Raw genomic sequence first — 19,971 nt, 5'->3', positions numbered from 1 at the left:
CAGGTCGCTCCGGGGGAGCGAAAGCCTTTGACTTTGAAGCCAAAGCGCAAAAACCAAAAGCCGCCCAACCCAACTCACTCCCTCTCAAACCGCCGCCTCATCCTGCTCCCCGGTCCGAATCCGAATCACCCTCTCGATCTCGGTCACGAAAATCTTCCCGTCGCCGATCTTGCCGGTGTGGGCGGCCTTGACGATGGCGTCCAGCACGGTGTCGAGCTGGTTCTCGGCCACCACCACCTCGATCTTGATCTTGGGCAGGAAATCGACCACGTACTCGGCGCCGCGGTAGAGCTCGGTATGCCCCTTCTGGCGGCCAAAGCCCTTCACCTCTGTCACCGTCAGCCCGGTGACGCCCACATCTGCCAGCGCCTCGCGCACTTCGTCCAGCTTGAACGGTTTGATGATGGCGGTAATCTGCTTCATGTCGGCCCCTTGTCTTCTCATTGGTTGGTGAAAGATTCTAGCCCTGCGGCATGGCGGCGGGATGTGGGTTGCCGCACCGCGGCAAACCCGGTTTCCGCCGGACCCTCGCCGGCGCCTCGCCAGGCAGCGGCCAGCCCGGTCTGCCGCGCTGCAGCACCGCGGCGTTTCCGGTAGACTCGGCCGGCAGCCAACGGTGAGTGAATCAAGCGCAATGCAGTCGGAATCTTGCAAGCCCGGTCCGGACCGTCCCGCCGAAAACGCGCCAGGGGCGGCTTCGGCACAAGACGGACAGAAACCCGGGCGGACGGGGGATTATCGCACGCAGATCGTTTCGGATCTGTCGGAGATCCCGGCGGACCGCTGGGATGCCCTGGTGGACGCCCAGCCCGGCGCCACGCCGTTCCTGCGCCATGCCTTCCTGCACGCCCTGCACGCCAGCGGCAGCGCCTGCGACGACACGGGCTGGAGCCCGCGCTACCTGACCCTGTGGGCGCGCGAGGACGGCGACGACCGCCTCGCCGCGGCCATGCCGCTGTACGCCAAGTCACATTCCTACGGGGAATACGTGTTCGACTGGGCCTGGGCCGACGCCTACGCCCAGCACCACCTGCCCTACTACCCCAAGCTGCTGTGCGCGATCCCGTTCACCCCGGTGCAGGGCGCGCGCCTGCTGGCGCGCGGCGAGGACGAGCGCCGGCTGCTGCTGCGGGCGGCGCTGGCGGTGGCCGGGCAGAGCGGGTTGTCCTCGCTGCACATATTGTTCCCGGACGAGCACGAAGCCGCGCTGATGGACGATGCCGGCCTGCTGATGCGGCATGGCGTGCAGTTCCACTGGACCAACCCCGGCTACGAGAGCTTCGAGGCCTTCCTGGCCACGCTGTCGCAGAAAAAGCGCAAGAACATCCGCGCCGAGCGGCGCCGGGTGGCGGAGGCAGGCATCGGCTTTCGCCAGTTGCGCGGGCCGCAGATCGACGAGGAAGCGTGGCGCTTCTTCCACCGCTGCTACCGCCAGACCTACCGCGAACATCACTCCACGCCCTACCTGAACCTGGACTTCTTCCTGCGCATCGGCGCGGCGATGCCCGAAAACCTGCTGCTGGTGGTGGCCGAGCGCGAAGGCAGGCCGATCGCCGCCTCGCTGGTGGTGTACGACGCCGACCCGGCCCGCAGCACGCTGTTCGGGCGCTACTGGGGCGCGCTGGAACACCATCCCTGCCTGCATTTCGAGACCGCCTACTACCAGCCGCTGGCATTCTGCATCGCCGAGGGCATCCGCACCTTCGAGGGCGGCGCCCAGGGCGAGCACAAGATGGCGCGCGGCTTCCTGCCGGTGGCGACGCGCTCGGCCCACTGGCTGGCGCACCCGGACTTCGCCGACGCGGTGGAGCGCTTCCTGGAGCGCGAGCGTCAGGGCATCGACGCCTACCTCGACGAGCTCAACGACCGCACGCCGTTCGCGCGCACCGCCGGCAACGGCGGCGCCTGACCGGCCGGGACCAGCCGCAGAACCAACCGGAACCGGCCGACTGCCGAAGCCTAGCCGGCCATGCGGCTGCGCCGGCGCCGCCACATGCTGCGCAGGGTATCGTCGCCGAGCATGTAGTGATGGAACAGCGCCGCCAGCGCGTGCAGCCCGATCACCGTATAGAACGCCGTGCCCAGGGTTTCGTGGATGGACTTGAGCGTGTCCTTGAGGGCCGGGTCCGGGGCGACCAGCGCCGGCACTTCCAGGCCCGGCACCGGCAGCGCCAGCAGGTGGCCGGCCGCGTTGACGGTGAGCAGGCCCAGCAGCGGCTGCGCCAGGATGAACAGGTACAGCGCCACGTGCGCGGCGGCGCCGGCCAGCCGCATCCAGCGCGGGCCGGGCTCGGGCGCCGGCGCGCCGCCCAGCAGCCGCCACAGCAGGCGCGGGACGGCCAGCGCCAGCACCAGCATGCCGGCCCATTCGTGCGCCGTCATGGCGGCCATGCGGGCCGCGCCGCCGCGCGCGGTGAACCCCTTGAGCTCGATCGCCGCGTAGGCCACCGCGACCAGCAGGAACACCGCCCAGTGGAAAAACACGGCCGCGCCCGAATAGCGCCGGTCGAACGAATACGCGGGGGAGATCGCGCTCATGGGGATGAGGCTCCTTGTGCTATGTGCCTGGAGCTTAACCCCGCGCGGCGGCGCCGGCATTGGTCTCGGTCAATCCGGCGGCAACAAAAAACCCGCCGCGGCGGGTCGGGGTCCGGCGGCGCGCCCCGCTTCGGGGGGCGCGCCGCCGGCGACAGGCGGGTTCGGCTTACTTCTTGTAGTTCGCCACGCCGTCGGTGATTTCCTTGTGGGCTTCCTCGATGCCGGCCCAGCCTTCGACCTTGACCCACTTGCCGGCTTCGAGCGCCTTGTAGTTCTCGAAGAAGTGCTTGATCTGGTCCAGCAGGTTCTGCGGCACGTCCGACAGGCCCTTCATGAAGGCGGTGGCCGGCGACAGCTTGTCCAGGGGCACGGCCACCAGCTTGGCATCCACGCCGGATTCGTCGGTCATCTTCAGCATGCCCAGCGCGCGGCAGCGCACCACCGCGCCGGCCAGGATCGGGAACGGCGACAGCACCAGCACGTCGACGGGGTCGCCGTCGCCCGACAGGGTCTGGGGAATGAAGCCGTAGTTGGCCGGATAGCGCATGCCGGTGCCGATGAAGCGGTCGACGAAGAGCAGGCCGGTTTCCTTGTCGGCTTCGTACTTCACCGGATCGCTCTGGGCCGAGATCTCGATGATGACGTTGAAATCGTTGGGGATGTCCTTGCCCGGGGAGACGAGGTTGAAGCTCATGCGAGTTCTCCAGATGCCTGTGTTTGTGGATGGCGGGCATTATAGCGGTTCGAAGCTGACCCGGCCCTGACGATTGCCGGCCGGGGACCGCCTTCGGGACCGCATGGCGGCCGGCCCGGGCCGCGTGCCTTGCGGGCCGCGCGCGCTGGGTGATAATGCTGAATTGTCCGAACCACGCATCGACAGGCGCACCGCCAGCCGCGCGGCGGCGGTCGCATCCAGCCGGAGCCCCATCAATGCATGCCCAGCATTTCGTTGCCAACCGCCTGATCGCGCCGGATTCCGGCATGCGCATCAAGGTCTTCGACCCCTCCAGCGGCGAGCCCTTCGCCGAGATCGCGCGCGGCAACGCCGTCGACATCAACGTGGCCGTCCACGCCGCCCGCCAGGCCGCCGAAGGCGCCTGGGGCGCGATGGCGCCGGCCGAGCGCGCGCGCCTGCTCAACCGCGTGGCGCTGGTGCTGATCGAGCACGAGGCCGAGCTCGCCGCGCTGGAAGCGCGCGACACCGGCAAGCCGCTGCGCCAGGCCGCCGCCGACGCGCGCGCGGTGGCGCGCTACTTCGAGTTCTACGCCGGCGCGGCCGACAAGCTGCACGGCCAGACCATTCCCTACCAGCCCGGCTACACCGTGCTGACGGTGCGCGAGCCGCACGGCGTGACCGGCCACATCATCCCGTGGAACTACCCGCTGCAGATCTTCGGGCGCAGCGTGGGCGCGGCGCTGGCCGCCGGCAACGCCTGCGTGGTCAAGCCGGCCGAGGACGCCTGCCTGTCGCTGCTGCGCGTGGCCGAGCTGGCCGCCGGGGCCGGCCTGCCCGAAGGCGCGCTCAACATCGTCACCGGCTATGGCCACGAGGCCGGCGCCGCGCTGGCGCGCCACCCCGGCATCAACCACATCTCGTTTACCGGCTCGCCCCAGACCGGCAGGCAGGTCGCGCAGATGGCGGCCGAGAACCATGTGCCGGTGACGCTGGAGCTGGGCGGCAAGTCGCCCCAGGTCGTGTTTGCCGACGCCGACCTCGACGCGCTGGTGCCGGTCATCGTCAACGGCATCGTGCAGAATGCCGGCCAGACCTGCTCGGCCGGCAGCCGCGTGCTGGTCGAGCGCGCGCTCTACGACACCGTGCTGGACCGCCTGGCCACGGTGTTCGAAGCGCTGCGCGTGGGGCCGTCCGGGCTCGACCTGGAATGCGGCCCGCTGATCAGCCGCAAGCAGCAGCAGCGCGTGTGGGACTTCGTCTCCGACGCGCAGCACGCCGGCATCGTCGCGATGGCGCAGGGCCAGATCGTGGCCGAGGCGCCCGAGGCCGGCTACTACCAGGTGCCGATGCTGTTCCGCGACGTGCCGCCCTCGCACCGGCTGGCGCAGGAAGAGGTGTTCGGCCCGCTGCTGGCCGCCACGCCGTTCGACACCGAGGCCGAGGCCGTCGCGCTGGCCAACGGCACGCCCTACGGGCTGGTGGCCGGCATCTGGACGCGCGACGGCGCGCGCCAGCTGCGCCTCGCGCGCAAGCTGCGCGCGGGCCAGGTCTTCATCAACAACTATGGCGCCGGCGGCGGCGTCGAGCTGCCGTTCGGCGGCACCGGCCAGTCGGGCCACGGCCGCGAGAAGGGCTTCGAGGCCCTGTACGGATTCACCACACTGAAAACCATCGCCATACAACATGGGTAATATCAATTTCCTGTCGGTCGCCTTCGCCATCTTCTTTTTCTGGATGGCGTGGCACGTCAGAAACAAGCGCGCCACCAATCCCTCCGGCATGCCGCGCCTGCAGGTCTTCAAGCGCAAGTGGGGCGAGGCCGTGGGCGACCGCGTGCACTGGTGCCTCTACGTGGCGCTGCCCTTCCTGCTGGCGCTGATGATGACGGCCAACGCGCTGCGCGGGCGCGGCCCGTTCGCCCACTAGGAGAAGACACGGAACAGTTTCCCGGCGCCGCGCCGAGCGGCGCCACATCCAGCGGTATCGTGCAACCAGAGAGAGCAAATCCCAGAGGAGACAGCATGACTACGACCGCAGTACACCCCGGTGCCTCCGGCACCGCCTTCGAGGACGCCACCTACCGCAAGGTGAGCTGGCGCCTCGTGCCCTTCCTGCTGCTGTGCTACGTGGTGGCCTACCTGGACCGCGTCAACGTCGGCTTCGCCAAGCTGCAGATGCTCAGCGACCTCAAGTTCAGCGAGACCATCTACGGGCTGGGCGCGGGCATCTTCTTCATCGGCTACTTCCTGTTCGAGGTGCCGAGCAACGTGATCCTGCACAAGGTGGGCGCGCGCATCTGGATCGCGCGCATCATGATCACCTGGGGCCTGATCTCGGCGGCGATGATGTTCGTCACCACGCCGACCATGTTCTACGTGCTGCGCTTCCTGCTCGGCATCGCCGAGGCCGGCTTCTTCCCCGGCATCATCCTCTACCTGACCTACTGGTACCCGGCGCACCGGCGCGGGCGCACCACCACCTTCTTCATGACCGCCATCGCGCTCTCGGGCGTGATCGGCGGCCCGCTCTCGGGCTGGGTGATGCAGTCCTTCGACGGCCACAACGGCTGGTCCGGCTGGCAGTGGATGTTCCTGATCGAAGGCGTGCCGTCGGTGGTGGTGGGGCTGATCGTGCTGGCCTACCTGGACGACCGCATCGCCCACGCCAAATGGCTCGGCGAGGACGAGAAGGCGCTGCTCCAGCGCAACATCGCCAGCGAGGACATGCACAAGGAAGACGCGCCGGTGAGGCAGGTGCTGACCAGCCCGCGCGTGTGGCTGATGAGCGCGATCTACTTCTCGTTCGTGATGGGCCTGTACGGCGTCAGCTTCTGGCTGCCGACCATCATCAAGCAGACCGGCGTCAAGAGCACGCTCGACATCGGCCTGCTCACCGCCATCCCCTACGGCTGCGCGGTCATCGGCATGATCCTGGTGGCCTACAGCGCCGACCGCAACCGCGAGCGCCGCTGGCACATCGCCATCCCCGCGCTGGTGGGCGCGGCGGGGCTGCTGCTGTCGGTGCACTGGCACGGCAACACCGCGCTGGCGCTGTTCGGGCTCACGCTCGGCACCATCGGCATCCTGACCACGCTGCCGCTGTTCTGGAGCCTGCCCACGGCGTTCCTCGCCGGCACCGGCGCGGCCGCCGGCATCGCGCTGATCAATTCGCTGGGCAACCTGGCCGGCTTCATCAGCCCCTACGCGGTGGGCTGGCTCAAGGACCTGACGCAGAGCACGGATTCGGGCATGTACCTGCTAGCCGCGTGCCTGGTGGCCGGCGCGGCGCTGACCTTGTCGGTGCCGGCGAAGATGGTGAACAAGTAGGCAAGTGGAAAAACCGGGCCGCCGGCGAATGCAGTTTCCGCCGGTGTGCTCCCCTCTCCCGCTCGCGGGAGAGGGCCGGAGCTAGCCCGCCTCCGCCTCAATTCCCCGCATCGTCTCCCAGCATCTGCGCCACCGAGCCCGCGGTGCCCGCGGCGCGTTCGCCCAGCAGATGGTGCAGCGTGGTCAGCAGTTCATCCTCGTTGTACGGCTTGCCCAGATACACGTTGACGCCGATCTCGGCGGCGTAGCGGCGGTGTTTTTCCGCCGTGCGCGAGGTGATCATCACCAGCGGCATGTGGGCGGTGCGGCTGTCGCCGCGCACGTTGCGGGTCAGGTCGAAGCCATCCATGTGCGGCATCTCGATGTCGACCAGCATGGCGTCGGGCATCACGTCCTGCAGTTGCCGCAGCGCGTCCACGCCGTCGCGCGCCAGCACCACCTGGTAGCCGGCGCGGGTCAGCAGGCGGTGCGAGACCTTGCGCACGGTGAGCGAGTCGTCCACCACCATGATGGTCGGCTGCGTGCCCAGGCCAGCCACCGGCGCGGCGCCGCCGTGGCCCAGTTCGGCCACCGCGCCCAGCGCGGGCTGCTGCGCGGCCTGCTCCAGGCCCGGCAGCGGCAGGCGCGGCGGCTCGCCGCGCTCGCGCACGAAGCGCTGCGCCAGCACCACCGGGTTGTAGATCAGCACGATCTCGCCGTCGCCGAGCGTGGTGGCGCCGGCGATGCCTTCGAGGCGCGCCAGGTGGGGGCCGATGTGCTTGACCACCACTTCGCGGTTGCCGATCACTTCGTCCACGTGCACGGCGATGCGTTCGGCGCCGCTGCGCACCACCACCACGGGCGAGTACTTGCGGCCCGCGGCGATGGCCGGCGTTTCCTCCAGCAGCGTGCCGAAGTAGTAGAACGGCACCTCGCCGCCGGCGGCGTCGAGCCGGCCGCGGTTGTAGGCTTCGAGCAGGCCTTGCGAGCGCAGTTGCTGGACCTGGTCGATCATGCCGCTGGGGATGGCGAACTGGCGCCCGCCCAGCGTGACCAGCAGCACCTGCGTGATGGCGGTGGTCAGCGGCAGGTGCACGGTGAAGCGGGTGCCCTGCCCGGCCTGCGTGGCCAGCGCGATGCGCCCGCCCAGCGCCACGGTCTCGGCGCGCACCACGTCCATGCCGACGCCGCGCCCGGCCAGTTCGGACACCGACTCGGCGGTGCTGAAGCCGGGCGCGAAGATCAGCTCGGTCAGGCGCGCCTCGCCGGCGTCGTCGTCGGCCGAGAGCAGCTCGCGCTCGATGGCGCGCGCGTGGATGCGCGCCAGGTCCAGGCCGCCGCCGTCGTCGACGAAATGCAGCACCACCTCGTTGCCTTCCTGTTGCACCTCGAGCGTGAGCGCGCCGGCGGCCGGCTTGCCCGCCGCGCGGCGGACCTCGGCCGGCTCGATGCCGTGCACCACCGCGTTGCGGATCAGGTGCTCGATCGGGCCGGCCATGCGGTCCAGCACCGAGCGGTCGACTTCCACCGTGCCGCCCTTGATGAGCAGCCGCACTTCCTTGCCGGTCTCGCTGGCGGCCTGGCGCGCCACGCGGTAGAGCCGCTCGGCCAGCGCGTCGAACTGCACCATGCGCGCCTGCATCAGGCTGCGCTGCAGGCCGCGCGTGAGGCGGGCCTGCGCGTCGAGGTCGCCGGTGGCGCGGTCGAAGCCGCGCTGCAGGTTCTGCTCGACCGTGGCCACGTCGTTGACCGACTCGGCCATCATGCGGGTCAGTTCCTGGAAGCGCGTGAAGCGGTCGAATTCGAGCGGATCGAAGTCCTGCGAATGCTGGGCGTCGGCGATGCGCGACGCCATCTGCGACTCGGCCTGGATCTCGATCTCGCGCAACTGGCCGCGCAGGCGCGCCACGTTGTCGTTGAGTTCGCCGAGATAGCTGCGCAGCGCGTCGAGCTCGCTTTCCAGCCGCGCGCGCGTGGCGCCGACTTCGCCGGCGTCGGTGATGAGGGTGTCGAGCGTGCGGGCCTGCACGCGCACCAGCGCGCGCAGGCGCTCGCCGGTCTCGGCCGGCACCGGCACGGTGGCGGGCTGCAGCATGCCCACGCCCACCGCGCCCGGCGGCAGCGGCCTCGCTCCGGCCTGCGGCAGCTGCGGCAGGGCCGGCGCTTCGGTCCGCATATCGGACTGCACATCGGACCGCACCTCGGCCGCCACGCCGCTTTCCGGCTCGCCAACCTGCGCGTCGCCGGCATTGATCAGCTCGGGGTCGTCCACCGCCAGCAGGCGGCCGCCCTGCAGCGCCTCGCCATGCGCGAGGATGCGGTCGTACCAGGCATACAGGCGCGCGAACAGCGCGGCGTCGACGCGCCCGCCGCGCACGGCGGCGTCGAGCAGCGTCTCCATCTCGTGCGCGGCCTGGCCCAGCGCCATCGCGCCGGCCATGCGCGCGCTGCCCTTGAGCGTATGCAGGGCGCGCAGGATCAGGCCGGCGTGGCGGGCATCCTGGCCGTCGCCGGCGGTGGCTTCCCAGCCGCGCAGCAGCCGGCCGAGCTCGGGCAGGCTGCCGTGGGCTTCCTCGAGGAAGATCTCGACCAGCGCGGGGTCGAGCGGCGCCTCGCCGTCCGGCGCGATGCTTTCGTTGGCCGCCTCGGCCAGCGGCGCCGTCGCGTGCGCGGAAGCGGGTTCGGGCACGAGCGGGATGGCCGCGGCAAACCCGGCCGCGCCGTCCTGCGCCTCGGCAAACGACGGTGATGATGGCGACGATGGCTTGCCGAACAGCAGCGCGACCGGCGCGCCTTCCGCCTCCGGCGCCATGCCGGCCGATTCCGGCACGGCCAGGCGCGGGCGCACCATGGCGCGCTCGCCCAGCTCGGCCAGGCTGCGGCACAGCGCGTCGTCGGCATCCGGCCAGATGCCGGCGGCGAACTGGTGCAGCATGCCGCGCACGCGCTCGACCGCCTGTTCGAGCAGGCGGAAATCGCCGGGGTGCATGGCCACCGGATGCGTGCCCAGTTGCAGCATCAGGCGCTCGAGCGCCTCGGCGATCGCGCGCACCGGCTCCAGGCCCACGGTGGAGGCGCTGCCCTGCAGCGTATGCGCGACGCGCAGCGCCAGCTCGCTCGGGCACGGGCGCCCTTCGTGGCGCCATTCGGAGACGTCGGTGGCGAACTGGCGCACCAGATCGTCGGCTTCCTGCAGGTAGACGTTGTAGAGCGGCAGGCTGATGCGGACCGGGCCGATCACCTTGAAATGGTCGTTCTGCTCGGCGGGCGTGCTGGCGAAGCGGAACGGGATGACCTTGGCGTCGGCCGCGGCTTCGTCGTCGGCGGTCAGGCCGGTTGCCTGGTCGGCGGGTTGCGCTGCCGGTCCGGTCCCGGTTTCGGTCCCGGTTTCGGTCCCGGTTTCGGTCCCGGTTTCGGTCCCGGTTTCGGTCCCGGCTTCGACCCCATTTCCGGTCCCAAATTCGGACCCCGGAACGAATTCGGCCATGAGTTCGCCCGCGAGTCCGGCGGCCACGCCGCTCTCGCCGCCCGGCTGGCCGTCCGCGTCGAGCAGCGCGAGCCCGTCCTCGAAGGCCGGCGCCGCGAACGCGGCCGGGTCTTCCACCGGCGCGGCGGCGGCGACATCGGCAGCAGCAGCGGCAGCCTCCTCGCCGGCACGCACCGCCTGCGCCGCGGCCAGCAGGCCGGCGGTGTCGTGCGTGGCCAGCGGATCGACCTGCAGCGCCGTCACCCACGCGGCCAGCTCGCCGTGCGCGCGCAGCAGCAGGTCGACCACCGCCTGCGACGGCCCGCGCGCCTCGGCGATCCACAGGTTCATCACCTGTTCGATGGCCCAGGCCGCCTCGCCGTAGCGGTGCAGCCCGACCATGCGGCTCGATCCCTTGAGCGTATGGAAGGCGCGCCGCAGGCGGCTGACGGTATCGGCGTCGCCGAGCGCAGCAAGGCCGGCGCGCAGGTCGCTGGCGACCTCGCCCAGCACTTCGTCGGCCTCGGTGAGGAAGATGTCGAGCAGCTCGGCATCGATGGCGGCGCTGTCCGCGGCAGCCGGCGGCGCCGGCGCGGCGGCGGGCGCGCTCGCCACATTGGCCGGCAGCGCGTCCGCCAGCGCCACCACCAGGCGCTCGGCCGCGCCCTGCGAGCCGGCCAGCCAGGCATTGAGCTGGGTGGTGGCTTCGTCGGCCTGGCGCCGCAGGCCGGCGTCGTCGTCGATGGCCGCCTGCTCGTTGAGCGCCTGCAGCGCGGCGCGCAGCGCCTTGACCTCGGGCGCGTCGGCGGCGGCCGGGTGGCGCACCACCTCGCTGGCGGCCGCGCGCGCGTTGGCGAGCAGGGCCGCGTGGGACACCGCGCCGCCTTCCGCCGCGGCGTGGCCGGCCGCATCGTATTCCGCGCCATCCGGCGCGTCGGCGGCGGCGCGGCGGCCGAACGCGAGCGCGTCGATGAACGCATGCACCGCGCCGAGCTCGCCGGCGATCGCGGCCAGCCAGCCGGCGCGCTCGGCGGCGGCGTCCGGCACAGCATCCGGCGTGGCGCGCGCGCCGGCCAGCAGGCCGAGCGACTGCGCCACGCGCTGCAGCGCCGCGGCCACGGTGAGCGCCTCGGCGCGCAGCGTCTCCGGCAGCGCGCCGGCGTCCTGCAATTGTTCCAGCGTGGCGCCCAGCGCGACGAACGCGCGCTGCGCATCGCGCAGGTGGGCGCCGGATTCGGGGCGGGCCGCGTCGCGGTCGTACGCGTCGAGCCAGGATTCGCCGCTGTCGAGATGGCCGCGCAGCTGCGCCACGGCGGCCTCGCGCAGGCGCTGCGCGCGCGCCTGCTCCACCATCTGCGCCAGCCAGCGCGGCGCGGGCGCCGCGGCGTTGCCCCGCTGGCGCTCGCCCAGGTAGGCGGCCAGTTCGTCGCAGCGCTGCGCGAAACCGGCGGCCGCGGCGTGGCCGGTGTTGCCATGCACGCGCCACGGCAGCGCCAGCGCGCGGCCGAGGAACAGCGCGACGGCGCCGATGCCGATGTCCTCGCCTTCGGCGCCTTCCTGCTGCACGCCCTCCCGCCGCGCACCGCCGGCCAGCACGGCGGGCTGCGCGGCGGCGTCCAGGCAGCGCAGCAAGGCGGGCTGGGCCAGCGGCTGCGCGGCTTCGGCCAGCGCCGCGAGCGCGCCCTGCCAGTCGCCATGCTGCGGGTCGGCGGCGGCGCGCTCGAGCGCGGCGGCGGCCTGCTGCAGGTTGCGCGTGTCGATCGGGTCGAGCCAGCCGTAGTAGCGCACGCGGAAATCGGCGCGCGCCACGCCGTGCGCGGCGTCGATGCGGAACGCCTGCAGGCATTCGCGGATGGCCGAACGCAGCGCCAGCACCGGCTGGCTTTCGGCCTCGCCGGCGGACGCGGCCGCGCCGGCGCCGGTGGTCGTGACCAGCAGGTAGACGGCGTCGTTGAGCAGCGCCTGCGGCACGCGCACCTGGCCTTGCAGGTACTGCCGCAGCAGCAGGTGGGCCCGCGCCGCCAGGCGCTTGGCGAGCAGGTCGGAGGGCAGCAGGCCGTGGGCCAGCGCGCCGAACACCAGCGCCAGCACGTGCCACACGCCGCGGTCGGGGTGGTCGGTGGCGCGGCGCAACTCCTGCTCGCTGGCGCGCACGTCTTCGAGCGCGGACTCCAGCGGCAGGTAGGCCTCGCGCAGCAGGCTCCCGTCGTGGCACGGCACCGGCAGGCGCAGCGCCTTGAGCAGCGCGGCCTCGAAGCGCTGGCGCGCGCGCGTGACCGAGGCGGCCATGCGCATGGGCAGCAGGATGCCGGGCAGCATCTGCAGCTCGTCGACCCACAGGTCGGCCGGATGCACGCGGTCTTCGCCGAGGCGGCCGAGCACGTCGGCATAGGAGCGGAACAGGCGCACCGGGTCTTCGTCGTCGCCGGCCATCAGGTCGTCGACGTACTCGGCCAGCGCCTGCACGCCGAGGCGGAACACGCCCAGCGTCTGCGCGTCGGCCGGCACGGTGCCGGCGTCGATGGCGTCGAGCAGGCGGCGCAGCACCTGGCAGTACGGGTCCACGCCGCGCAGGCCGACGATGTGCACGGCGCCGGCGGCCTGGTGCAGGTGCTGGCCGGCCAGGCGCAGCGAGGTGGTGTCGCGCGCGCCGAGCGCCTCGGGCGCCTGCTGCACCTCATCGACGTAGTGGCCCAGTTCGGCGGCGGCATCGTCGAGCGCCGCGCGCAGGCTCGGCGCCAGCCATGCCAGCATGGAAAGGTCGCGCGACACCGGGCTGCCGGCGGCTTCGGCGGCGTGCGTGGTGCCGGCGGCGCGCTGGGCCGCCGGTGCCGGCACGTCCGGCGCGGCCGGACCGGCGCCGGCGGGCTCGTGCGAGGCGGGGAAATTCAATGACATGACTGCATCCAATGCGTCCAATGCGGTGGCGCCGGTCCGTGGCGCGCGGCGGCCGTGGCTCGCGTAACCCGTCAGGCGATCTTGAATCGCAGCACGGAGTTACGCAGTTCCTCGGTCAGCAGGGTGAGCTGGCGCACCGACAGCGCGGTCTGGCGCGTGCCGGACGAGGTCTGTTCGGTCACCTGCAGGATCCCTTCGATATTGCGCGCCACCGCGGTGGCGAGCCCCGCTTCGTGCGAGGTGGTCTGCGAAATCTGCTCGATCAGCTCGGCGAGCTGGCGCGACACGCGGCCGATCTCCACCAGCGCGGCGCCGGCGTTGTCGGACAGCTTGGCGCCTTCGACCACGCCCTGCGTGCTGCGCTCCATCGCGTGCACCGCGTCCTGCGTGTCGGTCTGGATGGTGCGGATCAGCGCGCCGATCTGCTTGGTCGCCTCGCCCGAGCGTTCGGCCAGGCGCTGCACTTCCTCGGCCACCACCGAGAAGCCGCGCCCGGCCTCGCCGGCCGAGGCGGCCTGGATGGCGGCGTTGAGCGCCAGCACGTTGGTCTGCTCGGTAATGTCGGAAATCAGCTCGACGATCTCGCCGATCTCCTGCGACGACTCGCCCAGGCGCTTGATCCGCTTGGAGGTGTCCTGGATCTGCTCGCGGATGTCGTTCATGCCGGCGATGGCGTTCTGCACCGCGTGCTGGCCCTGCTCGGCGGCGGCCAGCGAGGCGCGCGCCACGTTGGCCGACTCGGCCGCGCCGCGCGACACCTGGGTGATGCGGTCGGCCATCTCCACCACCGACTCGCCGGTCTGGCGGATCTGGCGCGACTGTTCCTCGGAGGCGGCCACCAGCTGGGTCGAGGTGTCCTGCACCTGGCCCGAGGCCTGCGTCACCTCGCCCGCGGTCTGCTGCACCCGGCCGACCAGCTCGCGCAGTTCTTCCACGGTGTAGTTCACCGAGTCGGCGATGGCGCCGGTGATGTCCTCGGTCACGGTGGCCTGCCTGGTCAGGTCGCCGTCGGCGATGTCCTGCAGCTCGTTCATCAACTGCAGAATGGCCTTCTGGGTGGCGTCGTTGTTGCGCTTTTCCTCGAGGCGGCGCGCCTCGGCTTCGTGCTCGCGGGCTTCCGCCTCGCTGGCGCGGGCGCGCGAATCGCGCAGGTAGAGCGCCGCCAGCCCGGCCAGGAACAGCAGCGTCAGCACCGCCGAGACGATGGTCGCGCCCAGCGTCAGCGGACGCACGCGCGCGCCTTCGGCGTAGGCCGACTGCAGTTGCGACAGCTCGCCGCGCAGCGCCTCGTTGTCGTTGAAGATCTGCTGCTGGGCGCGCTTGGCGGCGATCAGGCCGGGCAGGTTCTGCAGGATGGTCTGCGTGGTCTTCTGCACGGCGTCGAAACGCTGCGAGAGCTGCTGCAGGTAGGTGCGCGTCTCGGCGTCGCCGGTGGCCGCCAGGCGCAGCGCCTCGCTGCCGTTGAGCAGGCCGTCCAGCGTCTCGCGGAAGGTGTTGGTGTCCTTGCCCAGCAGGAACGCGGTTTCCGGGTTGACGCCTTCGCCGGCCAGGAACTCGTTGAGGTTCTTGCCCAGGCGCTGCGTCAGCATCACCAGCTGTGCGGAGGCGGCCACCTCGCGCGCGTTGGCGCCGCCCTGCAGCTTGATCGCCGCCACCTGCTCGGCGCTTTCCAGCAGTTCCGGGTTGGAGGCGTTGAAGATCTGCAGCGTCTGGCCGATGGTGGTCAGGGTCGGCTGCTGGGCCAGCACGTCGCCCGCGCTCTTCTCGGTGCGGCGCCACGATTCGATGGCCTTCTCCAGCAGCGGCGCGGCCGCGCCGCCGGTGGCGCGCACGTGCTTTTCATCGCTGCCGTTCTGCAGCGACTGCAAGTCGCCGGCCAGCTCGGCCTTGGACTGGCGCAGCTGCGTGAAGCCCTGCGCATTGCCCAGCAGCGCCACCGGCACCGCCTTGGCCAGGCGCTGGGAGTGCATCAGCATGTCGCCGGCGATCTCGATCTGCGCCGCGCCGTTGTTGGCCTCGCGGTTGTCCGCGTACACCGACGCCAGCAGCGCCACCAGCGACAGCACCACGCCGCCGGTCAGCGCGCGCTGCTGGCCGGCGAACGGGATGCGGGCCAGCCTGTCGGCGATGCGCTCGGCCGGGGTGCTCCTGTCCGCCGGCGCCGCCGCGTTCACCGCCACCTCGGCGGCAGCGGCCACCGGCGCCCGGCGACCCAGGCTGATGTTCTTGAAACCCATAGCACCCTCTGTTCGTTATTCTTCGATTCTTGGTTTCTCTGCGGCGCGTCCGCGGCCAGCGCGGGCCCGACTCCTCCCCACCGCCTGCCGCTTCTTCGTGCCGCTTCTCCGTGCCGCCCGCGATGCGCCTCCGTGCCGCCGGCGCCCCTCAGGCAGCCTGCCGGCCGACCTGCAGGAAGGCCGGCGACGCCAGCAGGCGGTTCACGTCCAGCACCTGCCAGTCGCGCCCGTCGCGGTCGGCGAAGCGCGCGCCCTCCCATTCCGGCGCGTCCTGGGGCTGGCCCGGCGGCGGCATGGACGGCGGCTCCGCCGGCAGGCTCAGCTCGCCGGCATGGCGCAGGCCGATCACGCGCGTGGCCAGGATGCCGCAGGCGCGCTCGACCTGGCGCGACAGCACCACGATCTTGCTGCCCGGCTGCAGCGGGGTGGCACCCTCGCCGCAGAACAGGCCGAAATCGATCACGCCGAGCAGGCTGCCGCGCGCGTTCACCAGCCCCGTGTACCAGCCCTGCGTGAGCGGCACGCGGCTAGGCTGGCGCATCTCCAGCACTTCCCCGGTCTCCTTGAGCGGCAGCAGCCAGTGGCGCTGGCCGACCTGCAGGCCGAGAAAGCTGTCCATCGCCGGCAGGCTGCGCGCCTCGCGCAGGCGGCGGGCCAGCATGGCCTGGTAGTCCTGCAGCCGGGTCTGTCTGGCCCGGAGATCCTGGCGCGGCGCGTTCATGGGCGGATTCCGTCGTGGCAAGGGAGTAGGCGGGTGGGCAGGCGGGCGGCGATCCGGCTCAGTGGGCCAGCGCCGCGATCTTGCCGAGCAGCTCCGCGCCGTCGACCGGCTTGACGATGTAGTCGGCCGCGCCCTGGCGCATGCCCCAGATGCGGTCGGTGTCCAGGCCCTTGCTGGTGCACATGATGACCGGGATGTCCTTGAAGCGGTCGTCGCGCTTGATGGCGCGGGTGGCCTGGTAGCCGTTCTGGCCCGGCATCACCACGTCCATGAGGATCAGGTCGAAGCGCTCGCTTTCGAGCCGGGCGAAGGCCTGGTCGCTGTTGCCGGCCACCGACACCTTGAAGCCCTGCTTGCCGAGCAGGTCGGACATGAACAGGGCTTCGGTCGGGGAGTCGTCGACGATGAGGATCTTGCTGATGGTCATGAGTATTCCTAGATATGCGCTCAGGCCGGTTCGGCGCTGACCACGGCGGCGGCACATGGCACGCAGGCATCGACGGCCTGCAGCAGCGACTCGCGGGTGAACGGCTTGGCGAGATGGTCGCGCGCGCCGACGAGGCGGCCGCGCGAGCGGTCGAACACGCCGTCGCGGGACGACAGCATGATCACCGGAATGGCATGGAAGCGCGGGCTTTTCTTGATCAGGGCGCAGGTCTGGTAGCCGTCCAGGCGCGGCATCAGGATGTCGCAGAAGATCAGGTCCGGGTGCATGTCGCCGACCTTGGCGAGCGCCTCGAAGCCGTCCTCGGCCAGCAGCACCTCGCAGCCGGCCTGCGACAGGAAGATCTCGGCGGTGCGGCGGATGGTGCTGGAGTCGTCGATGACGAGCACCTTGCGGCGCGCGGGCGCGACCGTGCCGCCGGCGGCCGCGCCGGCTTCGGCCACGCCGGTGGCTCCGATGGCTCCGGCACTGACCCGTTCGGCGTTGACCCGAATACTTTCTAGTGGTTGAGCGACCCGCATCCCGTTCCCGCAACCAGCGCGCCCCTCGCGGGACCCGCCGGCATTCACCTGAGAACTTCCGCGCGGCGCAGCGTGGCTGCGCCGGCGGACCCCGAAACAAAACGTCCTGATTCCCGAAAAACACACCGCCGCGGTGGCCCGCGCCCGGCAAACGGCGGCGCGTGGTACCCGCGCCTGCCCAAGTCCGCCCCCAAAGGGGGGATTTTCAAATTTGAAACAGAGTGTGACAACTCGCCGTGGGGCCGTCAATCCGGAATCCGGAACATTCCCCGGCGATCTGTCGCATCGACGCGACGCGGCGGCGCGGGCCGGCTTGTCACGGGCACGTCATGCTGCCCTGCCCGGGATGCCCCGCCGCCGGCGGATGCGACACCCCGGCGCGCGCGGCGGCACGGAGCCGCGCGACGGCGGCTTACAGAGCCACCATCTCGAAATCTTCCTTGCGCGCGCCGCATTCCGGGCACGTCCAGTTGATGGGCACGTCTTCCCACTTGGTGCCGGGGGCAATGCCGTCTTCGGGCGCGCCGGCGGCTTCATCGTAAATCCACCCGCAGATCAGGCACATCCAGGTCTTGTATTCCATAACGGTTCAGTCACTCTCCATTAAAATTCAGGGCCAGATGGTACCGAATCGGCGGCGCCGGCGCCAGCCGGGCAAGCACGATCCGGGCCAAACACGCCGTGTTCGCGCACGTTACCGCGCAAATGCCCTTCATTGGGGATTTTTTGCCGGCATTTCCGCCAGACTTGCCGCCCGATAGAACGCGTTCCTCCTGCTTTTGATCTCACGCAAAGCCATGTCTCGTAACCAGCAGCTTTTCGACCGCGCCCAGCAAACCATCCCGGGCGGCGTCAATTCGCCCGTGCGCGCCTTCCGCTCGGTGGGCGGCACGCCCCGCTTCATCACGCGCGCCGAAGGCGCCTACATGTGGGATGCCGACGGCCAGCGCTACATCGACTACATCGGCTCGTGGGGCCCGATGATCGTCGGCCACGCCCATCCCGAGGTGGTGCGCGCGGTGCGCGAGACCGCCGGCCTGAGCTTCTCGTTCGGCGCGCCGACCGAGGCCGAGATCGAGATGGCCGAGGAAATCTGCAAGCTGGTGCCGTCGATCGAGCAGGTGCGGCTGGTGTCGTCCGGCACCGAGGCCACCATGAGCGCGCTGCGCCTGGCGCGCGGCTTCACCAAGCGCGACCTGATCGTCAAGTTCGAGGGCTGCTACCACGGCCATGCCGACAGCCTGCTGGTCAAGGCCGGCTCGGGCCTGCTGACGTTCGCCGACACCACGCAGAACGCGCCGTCCTCGGCCGGCGTGCCGGCCGACGTGACCAAGCACACGATGGTGCTGGAGTACAACAACGTCGAGCAGCTCGAACAGGCCTTCATCAAGCACGAGGGCGAGATCGCCGCGGTGATCGTCGAGCCGGTGGCCGGCAACATGAACCTGGTGCGCGCCAGCGACGCCTTCCTGCAGGCCATGCGCGCGCTGTGCACCAGGCACGGCGCCGTGCTGATCTTCGACGAGGTGATGACGGGCTTCCGCGTGGCGCTGGGCGGCGCGCAGGCGCACTACGGCATCACCCCGGACATGACCTGCCTGGGCAAGGTGATCGGCGGCGGCATGCCGGCCGCGGCCTTCGGCGGCCGGCGCGACATCATGGCCTGCCTGGCACCGCTGGGCGGCGTCTACCAGGCCGGCACGCTGTCGGGCAACCCGCTCGCGGTGGCGGCCGGGCTGACCACGCTCAAGCTGATCCAGGCGCCCGGCTTCCACGACCGCCTCGCCGCGCAGACCCGCAGGCTCGCCGACGGCCTCGCCGCGGCCGCGCGCGAAGCCGGCGTGCCGTTCGCCGCCGACGCCATCGGCGGCATGTTCGGCCTGTACTTCCGCGAGGGCGTGCCGGGCAGCTTCGCCGAAGTCACCCGGTGCGACACCGCGCGCTTCAACCGCTTCTTCCACGCCATGCTGGACGCCGGCGTCTACCTGGCGCCGTCCGCGTTCGAGGCCGGCTTCGTCTCGGCGCAGCACGACGACGCCATCCTCGCCACCACCATCGAGGCGGCGCGCAAGGCGTTCGCCGCCGGCTGACGCCGCGCCGCCTGCGCGGCCTGCACCACCGCGTGGCTAGCCGCGCGGGGCCGCCTCGCCGAGGCTGGCGCCAGCGCGTGCCAGCGCCGACGCCAGCGCCTCGCCGGCCGGTGTCATCGGCGCGCGCAGCTCGTTGCGCAGCCAGCCCTCGCGCGCCAGCATGGCCTTGAGCGGACCGGGGTTGGGCTGCGCGAACAGCAGCCGGATCATCGGCATCAGCGCGTGGAACAGGCGCCGCGCCTGCTCCAGCCGCTGGTCCGCCACCGCGCGCGCCAGCGCCACGAACGACTCCGAGCGCAGATGGGCCGAGGCGACGATCGCCCCGCTGCCGCCCAGGCACAGCGTGCCCAGCAACTGGTGGTCCTCGCCGGCCAGCAGCGCCAGGCGGCCGTCGGCGATCACCGCCTGGGTGCCGTGATAGTCGCCGCCGCAATCCTTGACGGCATGGATGTTCGGGTGCGCGGCCAGCGCCAGGATGGTGTCGGTCTCCAGCTTCACGCCGGTGCGGTACGGAATGTCGTACAGCACCAGCGGCGCGGCGGCGCCGTCGGCCAGCATGCGGAAATAATCGATCAGCCCGGCCTGCGACGGCCGCACGTAGGCCGGCGCCGACGCCAGCACGCCCGCCAGCGGCCGCGCGGCCAGGCGCCGCACGCGCGCCTGCGCCTGGCGCGCGTTGCTGCCCGCCACGCCCATCATCACCGGCAGCCCGCCGGCGGCCTCGAGCACGGTGTCGAGCACGGCCAGTTGCTCGTCCTCGTCGAGCGCGGCCGCCTCGCCGGTGCTGCCGCACGCCACGAAGCCGGCGATGCCGCTCGCGGCGTAGCGGCGCGCCAGCCGCGCCAGCGCGGCGTGGTCGACCTCGCCGTGGGCGAACGGCGTCACCAGCGGCAGCCAGATGCCGGCGAAGGCCTGCCGCGGCGGCCGTGCCGGTTGTTGTGATTGCTCTGCTTGTTCTGCTTGCTGCATGAAACACTCCTGTACGACCGGTCAGGAAAAAACCGTACAGAAGGGCGCTGGATTGGCGGCTGGGTCTGCCGTGGACAGCGGGAGGATGGAAGCGGCAAAGCCGGC

15 protein-coding genes are annotated in these 19,971 nt (G+C 71.3%); 5 read left to right on the top strand and 10 right to left on the bottom strand.

Features of this window, described 5'->3' with window-relative positions:
• Nucleotides 1-84: 84 nt before the first annotated feature.
• Complete coding sequence (gene glnK / locus KF708C_RS03360) at nucleotides 85-423, bottom strand: P-II family nitrogen regulator (protein WP_006162803.1); 339 nt, start codon at nucleotides 421-423, stop codon at nucleotides 85-87.
• Nucleotides 424-634: 211 nt separating this feature from the next.
• On the opposite strand from glnK, the gene KF708C_RS03355 reads away from it, so the two are divergent.
• On the top strand, nucleotides 635-1,909 hold the full coding sequence (locus KF708C_RS03355; protein ID WP_029043932.1) for a GNAT family N-acetyltransferase: 1,275 nt from the start codon (nucleotides 635-637) through the stop codon (nucleotides 1,907-1,909).
• 50 nt (nucleotides 1,910-1,959) lie between these two features.
• Here KF708C_RS03355 and KF708C_RS03350 read toward each other — a convergent pair whose 3' ends face one another.
• Nucleotides 1,960-2,538 (bottom strand): cytochrome b, encoded by a 579-nt coding sequence (locus KF708C_RS03350; RefSeq protein WP_059410738.1) that lies wholly within the window; start codon nucleotides 2,536-2,538, stop codon nucleotides 1,960-1,962.
• 166 nt (nucleotides 2,539-2,704) lie between these two features.
• A complete protein-coding gene (gene ppa / locus KF708C_RS03345; protein ID WP_017228479.1) occupies nucleotides 2,705-3,232 on the bottom strand; it encodes an inorganic diphosphatase in 528 nt (175 codons plus the stop codon).
• A 236-nt stretch (nucleotides 3,233-3,468) separates the two neighbouring features.
• Between ppa and KF708C_RS03340 the strand changes: the two genes are divergently transcribed.
• From KF708C_RS03340 to KF708C_RS03330, 3 genes are all read left to right on the top strand, one after another.
• Entirely contained in the window at nucleotides 3,469-4,905 is a 1,437-nt protein-coding gene (locus KF708C_RS03340) for an aldehyde dehydrogenase family protein (protein WP_059410737.1), read from the top strand.
• Nucleotides 4,898-5,140: a hypothetical protein gene (locus KF708C_RS03335; protein ID WP_020204546.1), complete on the top strand. Its 243-nt coding sequence runs from the start codon at nucleotides 4,898-4,900 to the stop codon at nucleotides 5,138-5,140. The genes KF708C_RS03340 and KF708C_RS03335 overlap by 8 nt, the downstream gene beginning before the upstream one ends.
• Before the next feature lie 95 nt (nucleotides 5,141-5,235).
• Complete coding sequence (locus KF708C_RS03330) at nucleotides 5,236-6,540, top strand: MFS transporter (protein WP_020204545.1); 1,305 nt, start codon at nucleotides 5,236-5,238, stop codon at nucleotides 6,538-6,540.
• A gap of 97 nt (nucleotides 6,541-6,637) precedes the next feature.
• Here KF708C_RS03330 and KF708C_RS03325 read toward each other — a convergent pair whose 3' ends face one another.
• The 6 genes from KF708C_RS03325 to KF708C_RS03300 all read right to left on the bottom strand — a co-directional run bounded on the left by KF708C_RS03325 (nucleotide 6,638) and on the right by KF708C_RS03300 (nucleotide 17,390).
• The gene (locus tag KF708C_RS03325; RefSeq protein WP_059410736.1) at nucleotides 6,638-12,883 is read right to left on the bottom strand and encodes a hybrid sensor histidine kinase/response regulator; all 6,246 of its coding nucleotides are present in this window, start codon (nucleotides 12,881-12,883) and stop codon (nucleotides 6,638-6,640) included.
• A gap of 71 nt (nucleotides 12,884-12,954) precedes the next feature.
• A complete protein-coding gene (locus tag KF708C_RS03320; RefSeq protein ID WP_059410735.1) occupies nucleotides 12,955-15,120 on the bottom strand; it encodes a methyl-accepting chemotaxis protein in 2,166 nt (721 codons plus the stop codon).
• 148 nt (nucleotides 15,121-15,268) lie between these two features.
• A complete protein-coding gene (locus KF708C_RS03315) occupies nucleotides 15,269-15,841 on the bottom strand; it encodes a chemotaxis protein CheW (RefSeq protein WP_020204542.1) in 573 nt (190 codons plus the stop codon).
• A gap of 58 nt (nucleotides 15,842-15,899) precedes the next feature.
• Nucleotides 15,900-16,268 (bottom strand): response regulator, encoded by a 369-nt coding sequence (locus KF708C_RS03310; protein ID WP_020204541.1) that lies wholly within the window; start codon nucleotides 16,266-16,268, stop codon nucleotides 15,900-15,902.
• Between the two features lie 20 nt (nucleotides 16,269-16,288).
• Nucleotides 16,289-16,807 carry a response regulator gene (locus KF708C_RS03305; RefSeq protein WP_059410734.1) on the bottom strand — a complete coding sequence of 173 codons (519 nt, stop codon included), beginning with the start codon at nucleotides 16,805-16,807 and terminating at the stop codon, nucleotides 16,289-16,291.
• A gap of 412 nt (nucleotides 16,808-17,219) precedes the next feature.
• A complete protein-coding gene (locus KF708C_RS03300; RefSeq protein WP_017225880.1) occupies nucleotides 17,220-17,390 on the bottom strand; it encodes a rubredoxin in 171 nt (56 codons plus the stop codon).
• Nucleotides 17,391-17,604: 214 nt separating this feature from the next.
• Here KF708C_RS03300 and hemL point away from each other — a divergent pair, with 214 nt between their 5' ends.
• On the top strand, nucleotides 17,605-18,897 hold the full coding sequence (gene hemL, locus KF708C_RS03295; protein ID WP_059410733.1) for a glutamate-1-semialdehyde 2,1-aminomutase: 1,293 nt from the start codon (nucleotides 17,605-17,607) through the stop codon (nucleotides 18,895-18,897).
• A gap of 36 nt (nucleotides 18,898-18,933) precedes the next feature.
• Here the strand turns inward: hemL and dapA are convergent, their stop codons facing one another.
• A complete protein-coding gene (dapA, locus tag KF708C_RS03290; protein WP_059410732.1) occupies nucleotides 18,934-19,866 on the bottom strand; it encodes a 4-hydroxy-tetrahydrodipicolinate synthase in 933 nt (310 codons plus the stop codon).
• Nucleotides 19,867-19,971 lie beyond the last annotated feature (105 nt).

The sequence above is a fragment of the Cupriavidus basilensis genome, from assembly GCF_000876015.1.
In the GTDB taxonomy this organism is placed as follows: domain Bacteria; phylum Pseudomonadota; class Gammaproteobacteria; order Burkholderiales; family Burkholderiaceae; genus Cupriavidus; species Cupriavidus basilensis_B.
The sequence above is the reverse complement of the archived record's forward strand: the minus strand, read 5'-3'. Positions and strand labels throughout refer to the sequence as shown.

Bases quoted from the DNA above. Each gene is read 5' to 3' on its own strand.
- KF708C_RS03335 (WP_020204546.1), top strand. From the start codon at position 4,898: ATGGGTAATATCAATTTCCTGTCGGTCGCCTTCGCCATCTTCTTTTTC.
- glnK (WP_006162803.1), bottom strand. From the start codon at position 423: ATGAAGCAGATTACCGCCATCATCAAACCGTTCAAGCTGGACGAAGTG.
- KF708C_RS03310 (WP_020204541.1), bottom strand. From the start codon at position 16,268: ATGACCATCAGCAAGATCCTCATCGTCGACGACTCCCCGACCGAAGCC.
- KF708C_RS03355 (WP_029043932.1), top strand. From the start codon at position 635: ATGCAGTCGGAATCTTGCAAGCCCGGTCCGGACCGTCCCGCCGAAAAC.
- dapA (WP_059410732.1), bottom strand. From the start codon at position 19,866: ATGCAGCAAGCAGAACAAGCAGAGCAATCACAACAACCGGCACGGCCG.
- KF708C_RS03300 (WP_017225880.1), bottom strand. From the start codon at position 17,390: ATGGAATACAAGACCTGGATGTGCCTGATCTGCGGGTGGATTTACGAT.
- KF708C_RS03325 (WP_059410736.1), bottom strand. From the start codon at position 12,883: ATGTCATTGAATTTCCCCGCCTCGCACGAGCCCGCCGGCGCCGGTCCG.
- KF708C_RS03350 (WP_059410738.1), bottom strand. From the start codon at position 2,538: ATGAGCGCGATCTCCCCCGCGTATTCGTTCGACCGGCGCTATTCGGGC.
- KF708C_RS03320 (WP_059410735.1), bottom strand. From the start codon at position 15,120: ATGGGTTTCAAGAACATCAGCCTGGGTCGCCGGGCGCCGGTGGCCGCT.
- KF708C_RS03340 (WP_059410737.1), top strand. From the start codon at position 3,469: ATGCATGCCCAGCATTTCGTTGCCAACCGCCTGATCGCGCCGGATTCC.
- KF708C_RS03315 (WP_020204542.1), bottom strand. From the start codon at position 15,841: ATGAACGCGCCGCGCCAGGATCTCCGGGCCAGACAGACCCGGCTGCAG.
- ppa (WP_017228479.1), bottom strand. From the start codon at position 3,232: ATGAGCTTCAACCTCGTCTCCCCGGGCAAGGACATCCCCAACGATTTC.
- KF708C_RS03305 (WP_059410734.1), bottom strand. From the start codon at position 16,807: ATGCGGGTCGCTCAACCACTAGAAAGTATTCGGGTCAACGCCGAACGG.
- KF708C_RS03330 (WP_020204545.1), top strand. From the start codon at position 5,236: ATGACTACGACCGCAGTACACCCCGGTGCCTCCGGCACCGCCTTCGAG.
- hemL (WP_059410733.1), top strand. From the start codon at position 17,605: ATGTCTCGTAACCAGCAGCTTTTCGACCGCGCCCAGCAAACCATCCCG.